This is a genomic window from Tractidigestivibacter sp. (assembly GCF_050946515.1).
Taxonomy (GTDB): domain Bacteria; phylum Actinomycetota; class Coriobacteriia; order Coriobacteriales; family Atopobiaceae; genus Tractidigestivibacter.
Map to the genome: position 1 here is coordinate 12,530 of NZ_JBMNUX010000013.1, position 22,249 is coordinate 34,778.

The following is a 22,249-nucleotide window of genomic DNA, read 5'->3' on the forward strand; positions in this document are numbered from 1 at the left end:
CCGTGAGGAGCTAGTCGGAGGCCTTGGCAGCCTCGGCCTTGCCCTCGCCCTTGCGCGCCTCGAGCATCTCCTTGAGCGTTCGCCACGCAAGCTCGGCGCACTTCACGCGCGCGGGCATGTGGGCGATGTCCTTCAGCATCTCGGCGTCCCCAAGCGGCGCGAGCTCGTCCTCGTCGGTGACCTCGCCGCGCACCATGCGCTCGAAGAGGTCGCAGAGCTCGATTGCCTGCTCGGGGGTCTTGTCCAGCATGAGGTCGCTCATGATGTCGGCCGAGGCCTGCGAGATGGCGCAGCCGCGGCCGGTGAAGGCCGCCTCGGCAATCTTGCCGTCGTCGCCCAGCCGCACGGAGAACTCGAGCTCGTCGCCGCAGGAGGGGTTCACGCCCTCATGCGTGCAGGTGGGGTTCTCCATCTGGTACTTGTAGTCGGGGTTGGAGACGTGGTCCATGAACTCCGCGTTGTAGAGGTCAGTTATTGCCATTGAAGACCTTCCAAACCTTGTCGAGGCCTGCAACCAGGCGGTCAATGTCCTGCTTGTCATTGTAGAAGGCAACGCTCGCGCGGCAGGTGCTGCCGATCTCGACGCCAAGCTCGTTGATGAGCGGCTGCGCGCAGTGGTGGCCGGCGCGGATGCAGACGTTGTCCATGTCAAGAATCGAAGCGACGTCGTGGGGGTGGATGCCGTGCACGTCGAAGGCGACCGACCCCACGTGGCGCGCGCCGTCGGCGGGACCGATGACCGTCACGTAGGGGAGCGCCGCAAGCTGGTCGGTGAGGTAGCGGGCGAGAAGCCGCTCGCGCTTCTCGAGCGCGTCAAAGCCCTTCTCGTTCAGGTAGTCGATTGCGGCGCCAAAGGCGTAGGAGCCCGCCGCGTCCTGCGTGCCGGCCTCGAACTTCTGCGGTACGGGCGCCCAAACGGCATCGGTCTCGGTGACGGAGTCGATCATCTCGCCGCCGGTCAAGAACGGCGGCATGGCATCGAGCACCTCGGGCTTGCCCCACAGGACGCCGATGCCCATAGGGCCGCACATCTTGTGGGCAGAGAAGGCGAGAAGGTCGCAGCCCAGCTTGCGCACGTCCACGCGAAGGTGCGGCACGGACTGCGCACCGTCGACCACCATGTAGGCGCCCATCTCGTGTGCGCGGGCGGCGATCATCGGGATGTCGTTCTCGACGCCGAGCACGTTGGAGACCTGCGTGACCGAGACGATCTTGGCCTTGGGGCCAATCTTGGCAGCAACCTCCTCGGGCGTGATCGTGTAGTCGTCGTTCATGCGCAGGTAGACAAGGTTGGCTCCGGTGGCGCGGCAGACCTGCTGCCAAGGAATCAGGTTGGAGTGGTGCTCCATGATGGAGATGACCACGTCGTCGCCCGGCTTGAGGATGGTGCGGCCAAGCGTCCATGCAACCAGGTTCAGCGACTCGCTGGCGTTTCTCGTGAAGACGATCTGGTTGCCACAGGGATTTCCCGCCTCGTCAACGGCTCCGATAAAAGAGGCAACCTTCTTGCGAGCGTCGTCAATGGCCGCGGTGGCCTCGACCGAAAGGCGGTACAGGCCGCGCAGCGGGTTGGCGTTCATGGTCTCGTAGAAGCGGCGCTGCGCGTCAAGAACCACGCCCGGGCGCTGAGCGGTGGCCGCGCTGTCGAGAAACACCAGGTCGGGGTTCTGTGCAAGCAGCGGGAAGTCTGCCTTGTAGGGGCTCTGCTCGATTTCCGCGAGCTCTTCGTTATTCAGCATGACACGCCTCCTCGGCCGCGTCGGCGTTCGCGCTGTCGTCGAAGTCGTGCGCGACCTCGGCGCCCAGCACTCTCTCGGCCTGGGTCACGGCAACCTTGTGCGAGAACTCCTCGGGTGCGTTGATGATGGCGTCCTCAAAGAGGGCGCGCACGAAGAGCGCCTCGGCCTGGCTGCGAGAAAGCCCGCGGTCGGCCAGGTACTGCATGGCCTCGGGGGCCACGGAACCGATAGTTGCGCCATGGTTGCCCTGGACGTCGTCCTCGTCGCAGAGGATGACGGGCATGGTCTTGTTGGTGACGCCGTCGCCAAAGACGAGCACGCTCTCCGCCTCGTTGCCCTTGGAGCCGCGCCCGCCGTGCACGAGGTCGATCGTGGCGCGCAGGGCCTTGGTGGCGTCGTCGTCCAGGATGCCTGACTCGTGCACCTCGGCGCGGGTGTTGTGGCCGCGCTGGCGCACCACGTGGTTCACGTCGAGCACGTCCTTGCCGTCAGCGAAGTAGCGCATGAGAAGGTCGGTGCGCGCGCGGTCGCCGTCGAGCGCCACGCAGCTGCCGAAGGCGATGGTGCCGCCGCCGAGCGCGTACTGGCGCACGGTGACCTGCGAGTCGTCGTCGGCGGTGACGCCCAGGCTCTCGAGGTGCTGCTGGCTGGCGCCCACGCCCACGACCTCGACGATCGAGACGTTCGTGTTCTCCTCGGCAATCACGCGGAGAAGCGAGGCGGACGTGGTGGCGCCGGCGTCCGTGCCCAAGGCGGCAACCACGATCGTGGCTGAGGCTCCGCTGCGCACCATGACGCCCGTGTCTGCGACCTCGCCCTTGTCGGCGTCGATGGTCACCACGATGGGCTCAGCGCGCTTCTCGTGAGCGCGGACCTCGACGTAGCGGGAGTCGGCCGCCTGCGAGGTGACCCAGCTGGTGACCTTCTCGCCCATGCCGCACTCCACGCGCTCGAAGAGCTGCGGAAGCGCAAAGTAGACGTCGCCCTTGCGCGAGAGCCTGGGCACGGTGAGCGTGATGTCGTTCACGCGAAGGCGGTTCCACGTCTCCGCAGGGGGCTCGTTCACGCGCTCAAGCGTGAGCATGGGCGTGTCTTCGGACGTCTCTGCCATTAGCCGATCGCCCCTTCCATTTCAAGTTTGATGAGGTTGTTCATCTCGACGGCGTACTCCATCGGGAGCTCCTTCGAGACCGGGTTAGCAAAGCCGTTGACTACCATCGTGCGTGCCTCGGCCTCGGAGCAGCCGCGGCTCATGAGGTAGAGGATCGTGTCGTCGGAGATGCGGCCGATGGTGGCCTCGTGGCCCACGCTTGCTGATGCGTTGCGCACGTCCATCGCGGGGATGGTGTCGGAGCGGCTGATGTTGTCGAGCATCAGCGACTGGCAGCTGACGGTGCAGCGCGCGTTGTCGGCGTGGCGCCCTACGACCACGGACGAGCGGAACGTGTTGATGCCGCCGTCCTTGGAGATCGACTTGGTGCTCACCGAGGCGGTGGTGTCGGCGCCGTTCAGGATGACCTTGCAGCCAGTGTCGAGGTCCTGCGTGGCGCCGGCGAAGGTGATGCCGGTGAACTCGCAGCTCGAGCGGTCGCCCTGAAGGATGGTGGTGGGGTAGAGGTAGGAGACGTGGCTGCCGAAGCTGCCCGAGACCCACTCCATCTTTGCGTCCGCGCCAACCTTCGCACGCTTGGTGTTCAGGTTGTACATGTTCTTCGACCAGTTCTCGATCGTGGAGTAGCGCAGGCGCGCGTGGTCCTTCACGTAGAGCTCGACCGCGCCGGCATGCAGGTTGGCCGCGTAGTACTTCGGCGCGGAGCAGCCCTCAATAAAGTGCAGGTCAGCGCCCGGCTCCACGATGATCAGCGTGTGCTCGAACTGGCCGGCGCCCTGGGCGTTCAGGCGGAAGTAGCTCTGCAGCGGGTAGTCAAGGCTCACGCCCTCGGGCACGTAGACAAACGAGCCGCCGCTCCAGACCGCGTAGTGCAGCGCGGCGAACTTGTGGTCGGTCATGGGGATGAGCTTGCCGAAGTACTCGTGGATGACGGGCTCCCACTTGGGATCGTGCAGCGCGTCCTCGATCGTGGTGTAGACGACGCCCTGCTTGGCGACCTCCTCGCGCATGTTGTGGTAGACGATCTCGGAGTCGTACTGGGCGCCCACGCCGGCCAGGCTCTCGCGCTCGGCCTCGGGGATGCCCAGGCGCTCGAAGGTGTCCTTGATGTCTGCGGGCACGTCATCCCAGCTCGAGGCCTGCTTGGTCTTGGGCGAGACGTACGTTGAGATATGGTCTAGGTCGAGCCCCGCGATCGACGGTCCCCAGTTTGTGGCCATCGGGCGGCGGTGGTACTCGTCGAGGGCCTCGAGGCGCATCTGGAGCATCCAGTCAGGCTCGTCCTTCTTTGCGGAAATGGCGCGCACGATGTCCGGCGTCAGTCCGTCGGCGTAGCGCTCGTATCCCTCCTCGGACTTCGTGAAGTCGTAGAGGGAGCGGTCAACGTCTTTGACCTGGGTCCTCTCTCGGCTCACTGGGCATCGGCCTCCTTGGCAGTGGTCTTCTCGAAGCGCTCGAAGCCGTTCTTGTCGATGTCGTCGATCAGCGACGCGGGGCCCTCGGCGACGAGGTGGCCCTTGACCATCACGTGCGTTCGGTCGACGGTCAGGCGCTCGAGGATGCGGGTGTTGTGCGTGATGATGAGCAGCGCGCCGCCCACGTTGTCGCGATAGCTTTGGATGCCGCGCGACACGGTTGCCAGCGCGTCGACGTCGAGGCCGGAGTCGGTCTCGTCGAGGATGGCCAGCTTGGGACGAAGCAGCAGCAGCTGGAGCATCTCGATCTTCTTCTTCTCGCCGCCCGAGAAGCCCACGTTGAGCTCGCGCATCAGGAAGGACTGGTCGAGCGAGAGCTCGTCGGCGATCTTGCCTACGCGGCGGCGGAACTCGCGCGCCGTGCACTTGAGCTCGGGGCGCATCTGGCTGATTGAGCGAAGGAAGCTGTAGAGGGGCACGCCGGGCACCTCGACGGGCGCTTGGTACGAGAGGAAGATGCCTGCGAGAGAGCGCTTGTCAGGAGTTAGAGAAGTGATGTCCTGGCCATCAAAAGCGATACTGCCTGAGCTGACCTTGTAGGTGGGGTCGCCCATGATGACGTGGCCGAGCGTCGACTTGCCGGCGCCGTTGGGGCCCATGAGGACATGGGTCTCGCCCGCGCCAACTGCGAGGCTGACGTTATGAAGGATGGGCTTGTCCTCGGTCCCGGCTGAAACCGAGTTCACCTCGAGAAGCGTATCTGCCATGCTGTACTCCTTGCCAACGAGCGCCGGGTTCTTTTCTATGTCGGCGCTTGCTCTTCTCACTTATTACCCACGCAGAGACCGCGGGGCAACCTAATTCATAGTAATTTGTAGGGAATTAAAGGCAACCCACAATTGGGCGTTTCTCGCCCCCTTCACAAATTCCTACATGATTGGGGGTATTTATAGGCGGGCCGAGCCAACTGGGGCGGTCCCGCGCCGACCGCGCCGCCTGCCGGAGGCACCTTGCAATGCTGACCCAAGCATGCTGAAATAGCGCGCGTAGTTGATTGGACCCTGGGAAGTGAGCGCATGGTGACGGGAACGACACTCAAGCACTAGGTCGGCGGCCGGCTGCCTATCTCTCCGTCCCTTCTCGCTCGATCTATCCAGGAGCTGCCATGTCTTCTGCTCAATCCGACAAAGCGTCTCTCGTGGCGTCCGAGCGCCGCCTTGTTGCAGCGTCCTTTCTGATCTTTCTCGGCTTCCAGACGACCTACTTCGTCGGCATCATCGGGCTTGTCACTTACGAGCTTGGCGCAAACGCCTACATCGTCTCCGCTATGGTCGTCATCCTGAACCTGGTGCTGGTGGCTGCGGGTGGGGTTGCCGGAGTGATTGTGGACCGCATAGGACCGCGCATCACCATCGCCGCGTCGTGCGCGCTCATGGCCATAGAAGGTTTTCTGCCGTTGGCGCTTCCGATGGGATATCCGCTGCTTCTGACCCTAGCGGTGCTTGACGGCGTCGTTGCGGGCGTGGGCGGAGCCGCGCGCGAGGCGTACCCGCGCTTTTTGACCGACGACGCCCGCGAGCTCTTGAAGACCAACAGTTGGATCAATACGGCAAGCAACCTCTCCGTGATTGTGGGACCGACGCTTGGCGGCGCCATCACGCACTTCACGGGGACGAGCCTGTCAGTCTTCTTTGCCATGCCGCTCGTGGCCGTGCCGGCGGCCATTATCGTGTGGCTGACCCCGGAGCTGCTTGACCTGAGCGCGGTGCGTACTGACGAACAAAGTCGCAGGGAGGAAGCGCGCGGAGGCTTTTGGCACGAGCTTGCGGCCGGGGTTCGCGCGACCTTCTCGTCGAAAACCCTGGCGGAGATCTTCCTGATCTACTTCCTTGGCTTCTTTGCGTACGGGGCGTTCGACTCGCTCGAGTCGATCTTCTATCGCGACGTCCTCAAGGTGGGCAACGAGTGGATGGGCTGGCTTTCTGCGTGCGCCGGCATCGGCGCCACGGCGGGGTCGCTTCTTGTCCTGCGCGTGCCGACGCGCAAGCTGAGCGTCCGGATGATCGCCGCGCTGCTTCTTGTGACGGGCATCGGTTCGATGATTTATGTCGGGACGTCGAGCGTTGCCGTTGCCGTGGTGGGCCAGCTCATCACCGGGCTCGGCTTTGGCGCGATGCCGCCCGTGAAGAACACGCTCGTGCAGCGCGACTGCGACCCCTCGGCGATCGGTCGCGTGACTTCCGTGATGCAGGTTGGCGCAAACAGCGCGGGCACGCTTCCGCTTCTGGTTGCGCCTTTCATTGCCGATGCCTTTGGCGTGCAGCAGACGCTCTTTGCCGCCTCGGCGCTGGTCGCGCTCATCGCGGCGGTGTTCGTGTGGATTTCTGGGCGAGGTGGCAAGCGCGCCTAGCGGCGGTTTTCCCGTCGCCGACGGCGAGGCTTGCCATCGTCGAGAAGCACGACGAGGCTCAGAACGACCGTGAGCATGGCAAAGAAGAGCTGCTTCAAGATCATGTCTTGCACGGTCTTAGGCCTCCTTGCCAGCGAAGGCGCAGGCGGCCATGAGAGCCATAACGAAGGTCATTGCGATGATTGAGACGATGCCGGTCATGTTGTGCCCCTTTCCGATTGGACGCTCCGCGTCCTGTTCTTGACGACTCAATGCTCTCAGTTGGGGCTCTGACCTGCCATCGAACTGGCTTACCCGTACCTTACGCTTTGGTAAGAATTGGATGATGAAGCGCCCAATGGATGCGGAAACTGCCACCGTTCGCGCCAATGGCGGCAACGCAGCGTTTGGAAACACTCGCGCGGGCAATAATAAACAGTGGTCTGTTGGCGGCGCCGCAAAAGGTGCGGTGCCTGAAATGGAAGGGACTTGGTTTTATGGTCAACCGCTTCGTCCTGAACAGCATCTCGTACCATGGCAAGGGCGCAATCAAGGAGATTCCGGGCGAGCTCACTCGGCGTGGCTACAAGAACGCCTTCGTCTGCTCAGACCCCGACCTCGTGAAGTTTGGCGTCACCAAGAAGGTCACCGACCTGCTTGACCAGGCGGGCATCGCCTACACGCTTTACTCCGAGATCAAGCCCAACCCCACGATAAAGAATGTTCAGGACGGCGTCGCCGCAATCAAGGCAGCTGGGTCTGACTGCATCGTGGCCATCGGTGGCGGCTCGTCTATGGACACCGCGAAGGCCATCGGCATCATCAACGAGAACCCTGAGTTCGCTGACGTGCGCTCGCTTGAGGGCGTGGCCGACACCAAGAAGCATGCCACCTTTACCATCGCCGTTCCGACGACCGCCGGCACCGCAGCAGAGGTCACCATCAACTACGTGATCACCGACCCCGAGAAGGTCCGCAAGTTCGTGTGCGTTGACACCAACGACATCCCTGAGGTTGCCGTCGTCGACCCCGACATGATGGCAAGCATGCCCGCCGGCCTTACCGCAGCTACCGGCATGGATGCGCTTACGCACGCCATCGAGGGCTACACCACCAAGGGCGCCTGGGAGCTCTCAGACATGTTCCACTACGAGGCCATCAACCTGATCTCGCACAACCTCCGCGACGCCTACGCAGAGGCAAAGAGCGGCAATCCCGGCTCTGGCCGCGAGCAGATGGCGCTTGGTCAGTACATCGCCGGCATGGGCTTCTCTAACGTGGGCCTGGGCATTGACCACTCCATGGCGCACACGCTCTCCGCGCACTATGACACCCCGCATGGCGTTGCCTGCGCAATGCTGCTGCCGATCTCGATGGAGTTCAACAAGCCGGTCGTCGCTGAGCGCCAGGCCAAGATTGCAGAGGCTATGGGCGTCGACACCACGGGCATGAGCACCGACGCTGCCGCCGACGCCGCAATCGACGCTGTGCGCCAGCTCTCCGCCGACGTCAACATCCCCAAGACCTGCGACGGACTCGTCGAGGCCGACCTTGACCAGCTGGCAACCGATGCGCTGAACGACGCCTGCTATCCGGGCAACCCGCGCGAGGCCACGCACGATCAGGTCGTCGAGCTGTTCCGCAAAATCATGGCGTAACAAGCGCGACCGAACCAGCGCCACTATTAATGACAAACAGGGGAGGGGCCTTTGCGCGGCCTCTCCCTTTTTCTGCATGGCGTTGGCGTCGATTCTTCGGATTGCCGGCTGGTCCTTGGGCCGAACTCGCCTTAGTGCGAGTTTGCGGCGGGCTTATGCACCGAACTCGCCTTAGTGCAGACGTTGTTTGGGGGTCATAGCGGGACATCAAGCTCTTACTTAGTTGCTTACCGCCTCTACCTGCGGAAACGCAAAGCCGCGCCAGCGCGTCACGCGCTGGCGCGGCTTTAGCTCGTGAGAGGGCCTGCACTAAGGCGAGTTCGGCCCAAATGAGATGCCAAAGTCTGCACTAAGGCGAGTTCGGTGCAACGGGCGGCGCCCCCGGCGTCTTATTTGCCGAAAGACGGCTGCACAAACTTTTCCACAACCTCAGCCAGGATGCCGTCGTCGCAGGTGGAGTGCGCAAAATAGTCGGCGCGCTCGCCAAGTCCGTCGACAGCGTTTGCCACGGCGACTCCTACGCCCGCTGCGCGCACCATGCTTTCGTCGTTTGCGGCGTCTCCGCAGGCAATCGTGTCGGTCATGTCGATTCCCAGTAGCTTTGCGAGCGTCCTAAGGCCGCTGCCTTTGTTGACGCCCTCAGGAACAAACTCCAAATAGCGTCCGCTGCTGAAGGTGACGTCGCAGCCCTGTTTGATTTCCGATGGCATGGACGAGTCGATAGCGCGTAGCTTCTCGGAGCCGTTGGGGATGCAGTAGAGGATCTTGGCAAGAGGGACGTCGCGCAAAAACTCGATCGAAGGGGTCTTGAGCGGCTCGTAGGCCATGTGTCCGTTGAGATAGCGCTCCTCGAGGGGCTGCAGTGCCCAAGTCCATACCTTTCCTGCAAGCTCGTAGACATGCATGCTCACAGGCTGGGTCAGCCCATATGCAAACAGCTGCGCCACGCGATCGAACGGCAGCGAGTTTTTGACCAGCGGCTCCTCGTCTCCGATGCGGTTGACGCAGCCGCCGTTGTAGCTGATGAGGTACGAGCCGTCGAGCAGCTCGAAGGGGACGCTTTCCAGCGACTCCATGACCGAGACGTAGCTCCGTCCGGATGCGGGAACGAAGAGGCATCCTAGCTCGCGCATCTTTCGAATGGCGTCAATGTTTGCCTGCGGGACCTTGTGCGAGTGGTCGAGCAGGGTTTGGTCCATGTCGCTGGCGACGATTCTGAACATTGATCCTCCGATGTGCTTGCATGTTGGGCGTATTGCTGACGAGGCGCCTGGGAGGCTGCCTGGCCGCTTGCTAGCTCAATCCTAGCGTAGCTAGCTCCCGCCGTGACGGAGCACGGCGCGTGCCGCAGCTCCGCGGCACACAATGTTGCGCCTGCGTCTCGGCGGGCACTGCCACGTGCGTGGACGTCCTAACCTGACTTAGAATGTGAAGCCGTGATTTCATACGAGAGGGGAGAGCCATGGCCCTGACCAGAGAAGATGTCGCGGGGATTGCGGACTACGCCCGCATTGCCCTGACTGACGAAGAGCTCGACGAAATGACGTCCTACATGAACGACGCCATCGACTTGCTCCAACCTATCCGCGAGTACGACCTCGAGGGAGTCGAGCCCACGTTCCATCCCATTGGAGACCTCTCCAACGTGATGGGCGAGGACGTCATAGACGACTCCGACCGCGCGCTGCCCATCGACGTCGCGCTCAAGAACGCTCCCTCGGCGCGTGACCGCTACTTCCGCGTGCCGTCGATCCTCGGCGATGAAGAGGGGGGCGATCGCTAATGGCAAACTTCGACGCGATGTCTGCCGCGCAGATCGCCGCTGGCGTCGCAAACGGCGACTTCACGGCCACCGAGGTCGCCAAGGCCTCGCTTGACGCAATCGACAAGCGCGAGGGCGACGTCCAGGCGTTCCTGCAGGTCTCTCCGGAGCTGGCGCTCGATGCTGCCGCCGCAACGGATGCCGCGCGCGAGAAGGGCGAGAAGCTCGGCCCCCTCGCCGGCGTGCCCGTGGCCTTCAAGGACAACATGCACCTCGTGGGCACGCGCACGACCTGCGCCTCGCGCATGCTCGAGAACTACGAGTCGGTCTTCACGGCCACCTGCGTCAAGCGCATGCTGGACGCAGGGGCAACGCCCATGGGCAAGACCAACATGGACGAGTTCGCCTTTGGCTCTTCGACCGAGACCAGCTACTTCCACCGTACGAACAACCCCTGGGACACCGAGCGCGTGCCGGGCGGCTCGTCGGGCGGCTCGGCTGCGGCGGTCGCAGCGGGAGAGGTCACCATCAGCCTGGGCTCCGACACGGGAGGCTCCATCCGCCAGCCGGCGAGCCTGTGCGGGGTCGTGGGATTGAAGCCCACTTACGGCGCGGTCAGCCGCTACGGCGTCGTGGCCTTCGGCAGCTCGCTCGACCAGGTGGGTCCCTTCGGCCGGAGCGTGGCGGACGTCGCGCTGGCGATGAACGCGCTGACCGGCCCCGGTCGCGACCCGCTTGACTCCACGAGCCAAGACTGCCCGGTCGACTTCCTCGAGCACCTCGAGGACCCCATCGAGGGCAAGACCGTGGGCGTCGTCCCCGAGCTCATGGACATCGCCGGTCTCTCGGACGAGGAGCGCGCCGCGCTTGACCGTGCCCGCGCCACTTTTGAGGACCAGGGCGCCAAGATCGTGGAGGTCAGCCTCCCCAACATCAAGAGCGCAATTGCCGCTTACTACGTGATCGCCCCCTGCGAGGCCTTCTCCAACCTCGCGCGCTTCGACGGCGTGCGCTACGGCTACCAGGAGCCGGGCTGCTCGACGCTCGCCGAGCAGACGAGCAAGTCGCGCGCGAAGGGCTTTGGCGAGGAGGCCAAGCGCCGCCAGATGCTGGGCGCATACCTGCTCTCCTCGGGCGTCTACGACAAGTACTACTATCCCGCGCAGCAGGTGCGCACCCTCATCACGCAGGACTACGTGCACGCCTTCGAGCAGTGCGACGTGATTCTCATGCCGGCGACCCCGCGCACGGCGTTCAAGTTTGGCGAGATCTCGGACCCCACGCAGATGTATGCGTCCGACATGTTCACGATTTCGAACAACATCTGCGGAAACGGCGGCATCTCGGTGCCGCTGGGGCTGGGCAAAGACTCGGGCCTCCCCGTGTCGGCGCAGCTCCAGGGCCCTGCCTTCTCGGATCGCAAGCTTCTGCAGTTTGCCCGCGCCCTCGAGCGCGGGGCTGGCGCCACGGGCGTCGTCGCGCCCGACTTTGCGGGGAAGGGAGGTGAGCTTGCATGAAGAAGCTCGCCGAGGTCCTGAAGGACTGGGAGGCCGTCATCGGCCTTGAGGTGCATACCGAGCTCACCACGCTCGACACCAAGATGTTCTGCAACTGCAAGCTCAGCCACGACGACCCGCCAAACACCAACGTCTGCCCCGTGTGCCTGGGCATGCCGGGCGCGCTGCCGGTGCCCAACCGCAAGGCCATCCAGTACATCGTGATGGCCGGCCTTGCCACCAACTGCCAGATTCAGCGCCGCTCGATGTTCTACCGCAAGCACTACTTCTATCCAGACATGGCCAAGAACTTCCAGACCACGCAGGGGCCGGTCGCCATCTGCATGCACGGCCATCTTGACTTGGCCGTCTCCGGAGAGGGCGCATCTGAGCGCCCGGCGTGGGAGACGCTCGCCGGCGACGGCGAGACGCCCATCGAGCGCGAGAAGGACGGCTCATACGTAGCCCCCATCCGCATCCTCAGGATCCACATGGAGGAGGACGCCGCCAAGATGGTGCACGTGGGCGGCGAGGAAGGCCGCATCACCGCGGCCACCGAGAGCCTCATCGACTACAACCGCTGCGGCACGCCGCTGATCGAGCTCGTGACCGAGCCCGACCTGCGCACCCCCGAGGAGGCGCGCCTCTTCATGGAGAAGCTGCAGCAGACCTTCAAGACGCTCGGCATCTCGGACTGCTCGCTCGAGAGCGGCTCGATGCGCTGCGACGGCAACGTCAGCCTGCGCCGACGCGGAGAGACCAAGCTCGGCACCAAGACCGAGATGAAGAACATCAACTCTTTCAAGAGCCTCCACGACGCGCTCGAGTACGAGATCTGCCGCCAGGCCGAGGTGCTCGAGGAGGGCGGCATCGTCTACCAGGAGACCCGCCACTGGGAGCCCAGCCGTCATCGCACCGTCGTGATGCGCGTGAAGGAGACCGCAGACGACTACCGCCTGTTCCCCGACCCCGACCTCGCCCCCTTTGACCTCACCGACGACTTCATCGAGGAGGCCCGCGCGAAGATTCCCGAGCTGCCCGACGCCAAGCGCGACCGCTACGTGGCCGACTTTGGTCTGAAGCGGGCGGACGCCGCGCAGCTTGCGGGCGATCCCTCGACGGCTGAGACGTTCGAGAAGTCCGTGGCGCTTGCGCCGGACAAGGCCGCCAAGACCGTGGCCAAGGTCATGGTGAACTTGGTGCCTGCCTACAAGGCGCTCGCCCCAGCGCAGATTGCCTCCATCTCGGCCCTGCTCGACGAGGACGCCATCACGTTCTCGCAGGCAAAGGACGTGCTCGAGGCCGTTGACGGCACCGACCGCGACCCTGCCGCCGTCGTCGACGAGCGCGGCATGCGCCAGGTGAGCGACACGGGCGCGCTCGAGCCCATCGTGGACGAGGTGCTTGCGCGGTGCACCGACCAGGTGCAGCAGTACCACGACGGCAACAAGAAGGTCGTGGGCTACCTCGTCGGCCAGTGCATGAAGGCGAGCAAGGGCACCGGCAACCCCAAGCTCTTCAACAAGCTGCTGAGGCAGAAGCTGGAGGCATAGCAGACGTAGATTCTGGGGCTGCGCGGACGTGGACGCAACGCTCTGCGCGGTCCCGCGTTACCTTGGCAGCGTGCCCTGCATGCATACGAAAAGGAGGCGGGTGCCTTTGGGCATCCGCCTCCTTGCGTTTCCGATTCAGCCTTCCCGCTGGCCGCCGCTATTCAACGTCATGCGAAAGCGAAGAGTCGCCCTCCTCGCGCATGCGGTCGATGCGACGAAGCAGGCTGTCCTTCAGCGGATAGGAGTGCGACTGGGCAATGTCGCCGCCATCGTCGGGATAGAAGCGGAAGAAGTAGTTGCCAGACAGCGTCTGGAAGATGCGATACTTGGGCGCCGGCACGTGCATGGTGCCATCGACCGTCGTGTCTTCGATTGCGGCGTCAGCGGCCGTCTTGCGAATCTGGTCGATGCCCGTAAGGCAGTCTTCCTTGCTCGCAAACACCATGGACGTGGCAATAACATGTCCGTTTGAGCCGCAGAGATTGAACAGGTACTTCCCGTCGTTCTCGTTCACAACGTACTGACCCATAAAAGAATCACCTCATCAGGTCGAGGGCTTTCACATATAGGTATCATTGCCCACCGTCTTCGTTCGAAACCACAAAATATGGCGAGCGGTTGAATCGGGTAGTGTAACAACCGACTAAAACCGCTCGCCATGGATAGCCGTTCGCTCAATGGGCGGCTAACGCATTTTGGGTGCCAAGAAAAGGCGGGGCGCCTCGCTACTGGCCCTGTGCCGCAGCGCGACCGGCGTCAAACGCAGCAAGGTTGGCGTCGATGGTCTTGGTCGGCACGCGACGCTTGATGGCGTCCTTCCACTCGTCCTCGGCAAAGGGCAGCGCCGTGGAGAGCGCGCCCACCAACACCACGTTGGTGGAGCGGGGGCTTCCCACCTGACGGGCGATCTCGCCGGCGTTGATGCGCACGGCGCCCGCGTCGTCCAGGCGCTTTCCGATGTTCTCGGGCATGCGCGCGTTGCCGATGTTCACCGGAACTGGCGTGATGGTCTCGTCGTTCACGAACAGGCGCCCACCCTCGCGAAGGAACTGCTGGTTGCGAAGGGCCTCGATGGCCTCAAAGGCCACCAGCACGTCGGCGCACCCTGGGTCGCATACCATGGAGTCGACCTTCTCGCCCATGCGGATGGTGGTCGAGACCGACCCGCCGCGCTGGCTCATGCCGTGGATTTCGGAGACCTTGACGTCGAGGCCCGCCTCTGAGGCGGTCATGGCCAAGATGTTTCCGGCGAGGATGGTTCCCTGGCCGCCGACGCCCACCAGAAGGACGGTCATCGTGCGGTCAAGGGTGACCCGCTTGCCAAGGCGGACGGTCGAGCTCTCTTGAGAAGCTGTTGCGTGAGGCATTGTTCTCCTCCTATTCGGACTGAATGCACCCGAAGGGGCAGACCTGCTGGCACTGGCCGCAGCCTACGCACTGGGTGGGGTCGATCACGGCATGGCCGGTCTCGTCCTTGCCAAGGGCGGGGCAGCCAATCTGGACGCAGCGACCGCAGCGGCGGCAATCGCGAATCACGGGCATGGCCTTCTTCGTGCGGTCGACCAAGCGGCAAGGCGCCTTGAAGATCACGACGGAGAGAAGGTCGGCGTGCGACGTTGCGGTCTTGAGCGCATCGCGCACCTCGGCGAGGCTCTGCGCGTTGGCCTCGATGACCTCGTCCACGCCGATGGCGCGGCAGAGGGCGGGCAGGTCGAGCGCATGGCCGGCGGGGCGGTCGAGGACGCTGGGCTTGTCTTGGGGATCCACGAGCGGGCTGATGCGCGCTCCCTGCTCAGAGAGCGTGATGCCGTTGACGGGGTTGCCCTGCGTTCCGGTCATGGCCGTCGTGCGGTTGTCCAGAATCACGAGCGTCCCCTTGCCGCCGTTATAGGCGGTGCCCAGAAGGGAGGTGATGCCGGAGTGCGCGAACGTGGAGTCGCCGATGACGCCCACCACAGGACGTCCCGTGCGCTCGGACACGCCGGCAAGCTCCATGCCGTGGTCCATCGAGAGGGACGCGCCCATGTCTATGACGGAGTCGACCGACTTGTACGGCGCGACGGCACCCAGCGTGTAGCAGCCGATGTCGCCCGTGACGATGGCCTTCATGCGGCGAAGCTCGCAGAAGACCAGGCGGTGAGGGCAGCCGGCGCAGAACGCGGGCGGACGAGGCGGAAGGTCGGTCGCCGCATTGAGGTGTGCGGGCTGCTCGACGCCAAAGCTGGCGCGGATGTCTGCGGGGAAGATCTCTCCGGAGCGGGGCAGGGGAGACGCGGGCGGCTCCTCGAGCTTGATGCCCATGGCGGCAACATGGTCGCGGAAGTAGCGGCAGGCCTCCTCGACAACGTAGAGGTGGTCGACTGAGGCGGCGAACTCGGCCAGGCGCTTGGGCGGCAGCGGCCAAGAGAGCCCCACCTTGAACACGGATGCGTTGGGCAGCGCCTCGCGAACGTGGTTGTAGAGGGCGCCTGCGCAGATGACGCCCACCTTTGTGTCGCGCATCTCGACGCGGTTGAGGTCGCAGGTCTCGGCGTACTCGACAAGCGCGTCCTCGCGCTTGTTGGTGGCCTCGGTGCGCCCAACGGCGAAGGCCGGCATCATGACGTACTTGGAAGGCTGGCTCTCGTAGTCGAGCTGTTTGGGCTCCACGCGCTCGCCAGCAGCCTCCACCATGGTGCGCGTGTGCGCAATGCGCATGGTCTCGTGGAGAAGGACGGGCGTATCGAAGCGCTCGGAGATCTCGAACGCGCGCTTTGCGAACTCGTAGGCCTCCTGCGAGTCGGACGGGTCAAGCGCAGGCACGCGCGCGAAGGCCGCGTAGTTGCGCGAGTCCTGCTCGTTCTGCGAGCTGTACATTGAAGGGTCGTCTGCAACGAGAAGGACAAGGCCCGCGCCCACGCCGGTGTTGGTGACCGACATGAAGGGGTCCGCCGCCACGTTGAGGCCGACGTGCTTCATGGTGACCAGCGTGCGCACGCCGCCCAGCGACGAGCCGATGCCAACCTCAAGCGCGACCTTCTCGTTAGGCGACCACTCGCAGTAGACCTCCTTGTGCTGAACGAGGTTCTCCAAGGTCTCGGTAGAAGGCGTTCCGGGGTAGCCCGTCCCCACCTTGCAGCCGGCCTCCCATGCCCCGAGGGCTATGGCCTCGTTTCCTGATAGAAGCTGCTTTCCCATGTGCTCTCCGTTCCTCTCGCCCAAGGCTTGGGCGTATAGACCTATCCCTTATTCTCGCGATCGACGAGGTTCTGCGCACCATAGCGCTTGCGCAGAAGGGGCTTCTCGATCTTGCCCGTGGGGTTTCTCGGCACGGGCGCAAAGATGATCTTGCGGGGGCGCTTGTAGCGGGGCAGCCCCAGGCAGAAGTCGTTGATGTCCTGCTCGGTGACGGTCTCGCAGCCTGGCTTGAGCTCGATGATGGCGCAGGCGATCTCGCCCAGGCGCTCGTCGGGAAGGCCAATCACGGCGACGTCCTTCACTGCCTCGTTAGCCGAGATGTAGTCCTCGATCTGCACGGGGTAGAGGTTCTCTCCTCCGGAGATGATGACGTCCTTCTTGCGGTCGACGAGCCAGTAGAAGCCGTCGGCGTCCTGTCGTGCCATGTCGCCGGTAAAGAGCCACCCGTCGCGCAGCGTCTCGGCCGTGGCCACGGGGTCCTTGTAGTAGCACTCCATGACGCCGGGCCCCTGCACGGCAAGCTCGCCAACCTCGCCCTGCTTGACGTCGTTGCCCTTGTCGTCCACGATGCGGCACTTCCAGCGATATCCTGGCACGCCAATGGCGCCCACGTGGTCGGTGTTCTCGACGCCCAGGTGCACGCAGCCCGGCCCGGTCGACTCGGAAAGGCCGTAGTTGGTGTCGTACTGGTGGTTGGGGAAGACCTCGAGCCAGCGCTTGACCAGGCTCTTGGGGACCGGCTGGGCGCCGATGTGCATCAGGCGCCACTGGTCAAGGTGGTAGTCAGAGAGGGTGACCGTGCCCTGCTCGATGGCCATGAGTATGTCTTGCGCCCATGGGACGAGAAGCCACACGATGGTGCAGCGCTCGTTGGAGACGGTCTCGAGGATGGTCTTGGGGCTCACGCCGCGAAGAAGCACGCCGCGCCCGCCAACGAGAAGCGAGCCCAGCCAGTGCATCATGGCGCCTGTGTGGTAGAGCGGCGGTATGCAGAGGAAGGTGTCGTCTGCGGTCTGGCTATGGTGCTTCTGCTCCATCTCGGCCGCCTGGGTAAGGCTCCTGTGGTGGTGAAGTATCGCCTTGGGAAATCCCGTGGTGCCAGAGCTGAAGTAAATCGCCGCGTCCTCGTCCTCCGAGAGCGGGATCATCGGATCTGCGGACGAGCAGAACCCCACAAGCTCCTGGTAGGGCTCGGCCCAGGTCGGGCAGTCGTCGCCTACATAAAAGAGCAGCCTCCCACGCGAGATCTGAGGCACGATCTGCTCCACGCGCCCGGTGAACTCAGGGCCAAAGACCAGCACGTTGGTGTCTGACTTCTCGATGCAGTACTGGATCTCGTCGGAGGAGTAGCGGAAGTTCAGCGGCACCACCGTGGCGCCGCTCTTGAGGACGCCGAAGTAGATGGGCAGCCATTCGATGCAGTTGTAGAGCAGAATGGCCACCTTGTCGCCCTTGTGGACGCCGCGCGAGGCCAGAAGATTCGCGAAGCGGTTGGCCTTCTCGTCGAAGACGCGCCAGGTGATCTCGCGACGATAGGGCTCGTCGTCCGTTGTCTCTACCAGCTCGTAGTCGCGCCACGTGATGCGGCGGCTCTCTCGACGCTGAGGGTTCACCTCAACAAGAGCGACGCTGTCTGGCGTCTTCTGCGCGTTCGCGCGCAGCATGTCGACGATGCTCACGGTACCTCCTTGGAAGCAAGCAAACGTACTTTATTAACAGCAAGTTGCAATGATAGTTGAGGTATGCGAATGCGCGCGCGAGAAGCGATGCCGCGTCACAGAGGGATAACCTTGGTCGCAAATGCCGCTCTGTCTCCCAGGGGCTCGCCCAGTCTGAAAGCGCGGAAAATTCGACAAAATATTACGCAGGGTTGATTTTTTTCAAATCAGGTTCAAAATATGCTCTCAGTATAACGTAAGGGAATTACGATAGCCGGCAAGGGTCGGCACATGCCCTCGGGCGAAAGGATCGTGGAACATGCAGTCTAAGATTGCGCATGCGGCCGAGCGCAAGGCGTTCAGCATCGCATTGGATCAGGCCATCAAGGGTGTCAGGAGCGATCATCCCGAGGAGGCCCTCGAGAAGTTCCTGGACATGGGCGGCAAGCTTCTTGCAGACACCGCTCCTGACATGGCAAACTCGCTTCGCCGTGCCTTCTATCCAGGCTCCAAGTGGGAGAACATGGTCATTGGCCTTGCTAAGAGGATCGATCCCCACATCCTGCACACGGCCGTGCTGAATGGCGCCTACGAGTCCGCCTTCCGCGGCCTGCGCGAGACCACCCAGTCCGCCGAGAAGTACCAGTGCAACGTGCCTTGGATCATCATCTTCGACCCCACGAGCGCCTGCAACATGCACTGCGTTGGCTGCTGGGCCGCCGACTACTCCAAGTCGCTGAACCTCACTTATGACGAGATGGATTCGCTCGTCACGCAGGCCGCCGAGCTTGGCTGCCACTGGTTCATGCTTACCGGCGGCGAGCCCATGGTTCGCTGGCGCGACATCGTCAAGCTGGCCGAGAAGCACGACGACTGCCTCTTCAGCCTCTACACCAACGGCACGCTGATCAACCAGCAGGTCTGCGACGACTGCAAGCGCACGGGCAACATCCTGTTCTCCGTGTCCCTCGAGGGCTTTGAGGATGCAAACGACAGCCGCCGCGGCGAGGGCTGCTTCGACAAGGTCATGGCCGCCTTCGACCTCATGAAGGCCAACGGCATCCCGTTCGGCATCTCCACGGCCTACACCCGCAACAACGTCGAGTCCGTCACCTCCGACGAGTACCTCGACATGGTCATCGAGAAGGGCGCCCTGTGGGCCTGGTACTTCCACTACATGCCCGTCGGCGAGGGCGCGAACGCCGACCTCATGCCCACGATCGAGCAGCGCGAGTACATGATCAAGCGCATTCGCGAGATTCGTGACTACGAGGGCGGCAAGCCCATCATGACCATGGACTTCCAGAACGACGGCGAGTTCGTCGGCGGTTGCATCGCTGGCGGTCGCGTGTTCTGCCACATCACCGCAAAGGGTGACGTGGAGCCCTGCGTCTTCATCCACTACTCCAACGCGAACATCAAGGAGAAGTCGCTCATCGAGTGCCTGCAGCAGCCCATCTTCCAGGCCTATCGTGCTCACTGGCCGTGGAACGACAACATGCTGCGCCCCTGCCCGATGCTCGAGAACCCCGAGATCCTGCCGCAGATCGTCCACGAGGCAGACGCCAAGTCCACCGAGTACGTCACCCCGGAGGACGTCGACCACCTGTGCGCTCGCACCACGCCGTACGCGAAGACCTGGCAGCCTGTTGCCGACCGCATCTGGAACGAGGAGCACCCCGGCGGCAAGAAGATCTACGAGGACGACATCTCGATGATGGACGTCGACAAGAAGGCCAAGATGCTGGCCAAGAAGGACGCTGAGCTCGAGGGCCAGATTGAGGATGGCACCGAGTTCGATGATGCCGCCATTGAGGAAGTTCGCAAGGCTGCTGGCGTCAGCGCCAAGTAGTAATAGCTTAGAATGTCGTGCGCGGCCCCGGAGAACCGGGGCCGCGTCATGTTGAGGGGTTCGGCGTGCTTTTTTGCATGCGAACGAAAACGAAGACGCGGAAGCCGATGAGTTTTCCCACCGGGCCTTGATGCAGGAAAGAGGGGGCATCGCTCATGTGGATTTTGGCAGCCGCGGGTTCGGCGTTCTTCGCCGGCGTGACGGCGATTCTCGCCAAGTGTGGCATTCAGAAGACCGATTCGGACGTGGCCACGGCCATCAGGACCATCGTGGTCCTTCTGTTTGCATGGCTGATGGCGGCAATTGTGGGCTCCATTCCCACCATTGGGCAGATCACCCCGCATTCGCTTCTGTTCCTCGCGCTTTCCGGCCTTGCGACGGGCGCAAGCTGGATCTGCTACTTCAAGGCTCTCTCGATGGGAGACGTGAACAAGGTCGTCCCGATTGACAAGTGCTCCACGGTCCTCACGGTGCTGCTCGCCATCGTGCTCTTTGGCGAGACCAACAACCTTCCGGTGAAGCTTCTGGGCTGCGCAGGCATTCTCGTGGGAACGCTCATGATGCTCGAGCGCAAGAAGCAGGACCACGACGTGCAGGGCAACTCGTGGATGTGGTACGCGGTGGGCTCTGCCGTCTTTGCCGCGCTGACCTCGATTCTTGCCAAGGTTGGCATCGAGGGCGTCGAGTCAAACCTCGCCACGGCCATCCGCACCTGCTTCGTGCTGGTTATGGCCTGGGTCGTCGTCGCCATGCGCGGAAAGATGAACCTCGTGCATGGCATCGACCGTCACGAGCTGGCGTTCATCTGCCTGTCTGGCGTGGCGACCGGCGCCTCCTGGCTCTGCTACTACTACGCCATCCAGAACGGCGTCGTCTCGGTCGTCGTGCCCATCGACAAGCTGTCCATCGTCGTGTCGATGGCATTCTCGGCAATCGTGTTCCACGAGAAGTACACCAAGCGCTCGCTGATCGGCCTTGCCATCATCGTGGTCTCGACGCTTGCGATGGCGATCTTCTCGTAGGGCTTGCCGGCTTCCCGTGGTCCCACGCGCCGGCAAGGCTGGCCGCCGGCTTCGTCTAGTACTTGTTGTGGATGTGCTCTGCTGCGCCGCGTAGGCCGCCTATGGTCAGGGCCGTGCCGTCGTCCAGCACGAGCGTGCCGTCAAGGGTCCCAAAAACCTGGTGCTGGATCGAGACGAGCACGCCTGCTATGTCGGTGTCGTCGCGACGGTCGAGCAGCGGCTTGAACGTCAGGTCGAGCCTGCCTGCGTCATCTGTCATGTGCCACGTCTCTAGGTAGCGATAGTGGCCAGGCTCGCCGGGGATTCCAAAGTCAACGCGCCCAAGCTTGTGGGCGATGCCGTCGACGAAGATCATGTTCTCGCTTGCCGCCGTTGTGTCGCCGAAGCCATAGCCAAGGTTGAGCCCTATCACGTGGCCTGCCTGGCGGCCTTGCGCAGCAGCCCAATACCACGTGTTGTCATAGGTCCAGACGCCACGACCCCAATCGAGGAGCCCGAAGGAGCTCTCGGGCGAGAACTCGTGGAAGGCGGCCCCACGGCGAAAGCCCCCGCGGGCGCGCATGCCGACGATCTTGCGGTTGTAGTAGAACGCCGTCGGGTCGTCTTGCCATGGCGTGCAGATCACCATTGAGTCGCGAGGCTCCTCATCAAGCAGAAGCTCGACGTCGAGCTCGTCGTCACCATCGAATCCGCTCATAAAAAATGAAAGCCTTCGCCCGCCGGGGACGTGGCGCCAGCTTACGCGGCAGCGCCGATTCTCCCACACAATGTCGCCGCTTCTTGAATCTGCGGGCAGCCCCATCGTTCCTAGGGGCACAGGCACCGTCTCGGTGGTCGTCTTGTAGCTGTGCTCGGCAAAATTGACGACCGAAGCAGAGACGATCCCCAGATATCCGAGGTCGCCAAACGTGAGGGCTATGGCCACCTCGTCGTCGTTTACAAGGTAATAGTCCCAATCCTTGATGCGCCAGATGGGCGCCGCGATGTCGTCGCGCCTGTACTCGAAGGGAGGACGGGTGGCCCATCCCGGCTCGCGGAGCCTTCCGGACTCGTCCAGCAGCCTGCCAGAACCGACAATGCGATGCTCGCCCATGCCAGCCTCCTCAAAAGAGCCATCCTTTCATTTAGCATCGGCCTTGTCCTAGCGAAATCTCCGCATATCTCGGTGCGCGGCGGGGCTCTATCCGCCTGTGGAGGCATAGGCTCTGAGCTGGCATTATTTCAGAAAATTGTCGGAAAAATCAACAAAAAGATACGTGAGCGATTCGAGCAGGTAGCATCTTTGTTCCGGACGGCAGCCGCTCTTGCCACTGGAAATAAAATTTTCTACGAAAGCGTGTATTCAGACGCGTCCGCTTGGCAAGCGCAGAGACACAACCACCCGACAGGCAGCTCTCTCGGTGCAGAGAAGAGCTCC

At 63.3% G+C, this 22,249-nt stretch carries 19 protein-coding genes; 7 read left to right on the top strand and 12 right to left on the bottom strand.

Translation table 11 applies throughout. From position 1 onward, the window contains the following. Positions 1-10: 10 nt before the first annotated feature. From sufU to sufC, 5 genes are read right to left on the bottom strand one after another with little or no spacing between them, the layout of a single operon-like run. Positions 11-481 (bottom strand): Fe-S cluster assembly sulfur transfer protein SufU, encoded by a 471-nt coding sequence (gene sufU, locus ACOYJL_RS08215; RefSeq protein WP_433569743.1) that lies wholly within the window; start codon positions 479-481, stop codon positions 11-13. Further along, a complete protein-coding gene (locus ACOYJL_RS08220) occupies positions 468-1,739 on the bottom strand; it encodes an aminotransferase class V-fold PLP-dependent enzyme (RefSeq protein WP_433569744.1) in 1,272 nt (423 codons plus the stop codon). The genes sufU and ACOYJL_RS08220 overlap by 14 nt, the downstream gene beginning before the upstream one ends. Then, positions 1,729-2,850, bottom strand: coding sequence for a SufB/SufD family protein (locus ACOYJL_RS08225; protein WP_433569745.1), 1,122 nt, complete (start codon positions 2,848-2,850; stop codon positions 1,729-1,731). Before ACOYJL_RS08225 ends, ACOYJL_RS08220 begins: the two co-directional genes overlap by 11 nt. Then, complete coding sequence (gene sufB / locus ACOYJL_RS08230; protein ID WP_433569747.1) at positions 2,850-4,265, bottom strand: Fe-S cluster assembly protein SufB; 1,416 nt, start codon at positions 4,263-4,265, stop codon at positions 2,850-2,852. The genes ACOYJL_RS08225 and sufB overlap by 1 nt, the downstream gene beginning before the upstream one ends. After that, positions 4,262-5,032: a Fe-S cluster assembly ATPase SufC gene (gene sufC / locus ACOYJL_RS08235; RefSeq protein WP_433569748.1), complete on the bottom strand. Its 771-nt coding sequence runs from the start codon at positions 5,030-5,032 to the stop codon at positions 4,262-4,264. The genes sufB and sufC overlap by 4 nt, the downstream gene beginning before the upstream one ends. A 398-nt stretch (positions 5,033-5,430) precedes the next feature. On the opposite strand from sufC, the gene ACOYJL_RS08240 reads away from it, so the two are divergent. Beyond that, positions 5,431-6,675, top strand: a complete 1,245-nt coding sequence (locus ACOYJL_RS08240; RefSeq protein ID WP_433569749.1) for an MFS transporter — start codon at positions 5,431-5,433, stop codon at positions 6,673-6,675. Positions 6,676-6,792: 117 nt separating this feature from the next. Here the strand turns inward: ACOYJL_RS08240 and ACOYJL_RS08245 are convergent, their stop codons facing one another. After that, positions 6,793-6,927 (bottom strand): hypothetical protein, encoded by a 135-nt coding sequence (locus ACOYJL_RS08245; protein ID WP_433569750.1) that lies wholly within the window; start codon positions 6,925-6,927, stop codon positions 6,793-6,795. A 224-nt stretch (positions 6,928-7,151) separates the two neighbouring features. Between ACOYJL_RS08245 and fucO the strand changes: the two genes are divergently transcribed. Next, on the top strand, positions 7,152-8,312 hold the full coding sequence (fucO, locus tag ACOYJL_RS08250; RefSeq protein ID WP_433569751.1) for a lactaldehyde reductase: 1,161 nt from the start codon (positions 7,152-7,154) through the stop codon (positions 8,310-8,312). A 389-nt stretch (positions 8,313-8,701) separates the two neighbouring features. On the opposite strand, the gene ACOYJL_RS08255 is transcribed toward fucO, so the two are convergent. After that, the gene (locus tag ACOYJL_RS08255) at positions 8,702-9,535 is read right to left on the bottom strand and encodes a Cof-type HAD-IIB family hydrolase (protein WP_433569752.1); all 834 of its coding nucleotides are present in this window, start codon (positions 9,533-9,535) and stop codon (positions 8,702-8,704) included. Between the two features lie 239 nt (positions 9,536-9,774). On the opposite strand from ACOYJL_RS08255, the gene gatC reads away from it, so the two are divergent. Genes gatC through gatB form a run of 3 tightly spaced genes read left to right on the top strand, consistent with a single transcriptional unit; the run spans position 9,775 to position 13,123 of the window. Next, positions 9,775-10,095 carry an Asp-tRNA(Asn)/Glu-tRNA(Gln) amidotransferase subunit GatC gene (gene gatC / locus ACOYJL_RS08260; RefSeq protein ID WP_433569753.1) on the top strand — a complete coding sequence of 107 codons (321 nt, stop codon included), beginning with the start codon at positions 9,775-9,777 and terminating at the stop codon, positions 10,093-10,095. Next, positions 10,095-11,591, top strand: coding sequence for an Asp-tRNA(Asn)/Glu-tRNA(Gln) amidotransferase subunit GatA (gene gatA, locus ACOYJL_RS08265; RefSeq protein WP_433569754.1), 1,497 nt, complete (start codon positions 10,095-10,097; stop codon positions 11,589-11,591). The genes gatC and gatA overlap by 1 nt, the downstream gene beginning before the upstream one ends. Continuing rightward, the gene (gatB, locus tag ACOYJL_RS08270) at positions 11,588-13,123 is read left to right on the top strand and encodes an Asp-tRNA(Asn)/Glu-tRNA(Gln) amidotransferase subunit GatB (RefSeq protein ID WP_433569755.1); all 1,536 of its coding nucleotides are present in this window, start codon (positions 11,588-11,590) and stop codon (positions 13,121-13,123) included. Before gatA ends, gatB begins: the two co-directional genes overlap by 4 nt. A 157-nt stretch (positions 13,124-13,280) precedes the next feature. Here the strand turns inward: gatB and ACOYJL_RS08275 are convergent, their stop codons facing one another. The 4 genes from ACOYJL_RS08275 to ACOYJL_RS08290 form a co-directional block, all read right to left on the bottom strand. Beyond that, positions 13,281-13,652: a DUF1508 domain-containing protein gene (locus ACOYJL_RS08275; RefSeq protein ID WP_433569756.1), complete on the bottom strand. Its 372-nt coding sequence runs from the start codon at positions 13,650-13,652 to the stop codon at positions 13,281-13,283. Positions 13,653-13,848: 196 nt separating this feature from the next. Then, complete coding sequence (locus ACOYJL_RS08280) at positions 13,849-14,490, bottom strand: indolepyruvate oxidoreductase subunit beta (protein WP_433569757.1); 642 nt, start codon at positions 14,488-14,490, stop codon at positions 13,849-13,851. A 10-nt stretch (positions 14,491-14,500) separates the two neighbouring features. Then, positions 14,501-16,300, bottom strand: coding sequence for a thiamine pyrophosphate-dependent enzyme (locus tag ACOYJL_RS08285; protein WP_433569759.1), 1,800 nt, complete (start codon positions 16,298-16,300; stop codon positions 14,501-14,503). Positions 16,301-16,341: 41 nt separating this feature from the next. Continuing rightward, entirely contained in the window at positions 16,342-17,979 is a 1,638-nt protein-coding gene (locus tag ACOYJL_RS08290; RefSeq protein WP_433569761.1) for a class I adenylate-forming enzyme family protein, read from the bottom strand. A gap of 298 nt (positions 17,980-18,277) precedes the next feature. Between ACOYJL_RS08290 and ACOYJL_RS08295 the strand changes: the two genes are divergently transcribed. Both ACOYJL_RS08295 and ACOYJL_RS08300 read left to right on the top strand, forming a co-directional pair. Further along, positions 18,278-19,810, top strand: a complete 1,533-nt coding sequence (locus tag ACOYJL_RS08295) for a radical SAM protein (protein WP_433569762.1) — start codon at positions 18,278-18,280, stop codon at positions 19,808-19,810. 155 nt (positions 19,811-19,965) lie between these two features. Beyond that, positions 19,966-20,832: an EamA family transporter gene (locus ACOYJL_RS08300; protein ID WP_433569763.1), complete on the top strand. Its 867-nt coding sequence runs from the start codon at positions 19,966-19,968 to the stop codon at positions 20,830-20,832. Positions 20,833-20,887: 55 nt separating this feature from the next. Here ACOYJL_RS08300 and ACOYJL_RS08305 read toward each other — a convergent pair whose 3' ends face one another. Continuing rightward, on the bottom strand, positions 20,888-21,925 hold the full coding sequence (locus ACOYJL_RS08305; RefSeq protein WP_433569764.1) for a DUF2804 domain-containing protein: 1,038 nt from the start codon (positions 21,923-21,925) through the stop codon (positions 20,888-20,890). Positions 21,926-22,249: the final 324 nt, after the last annotated feature.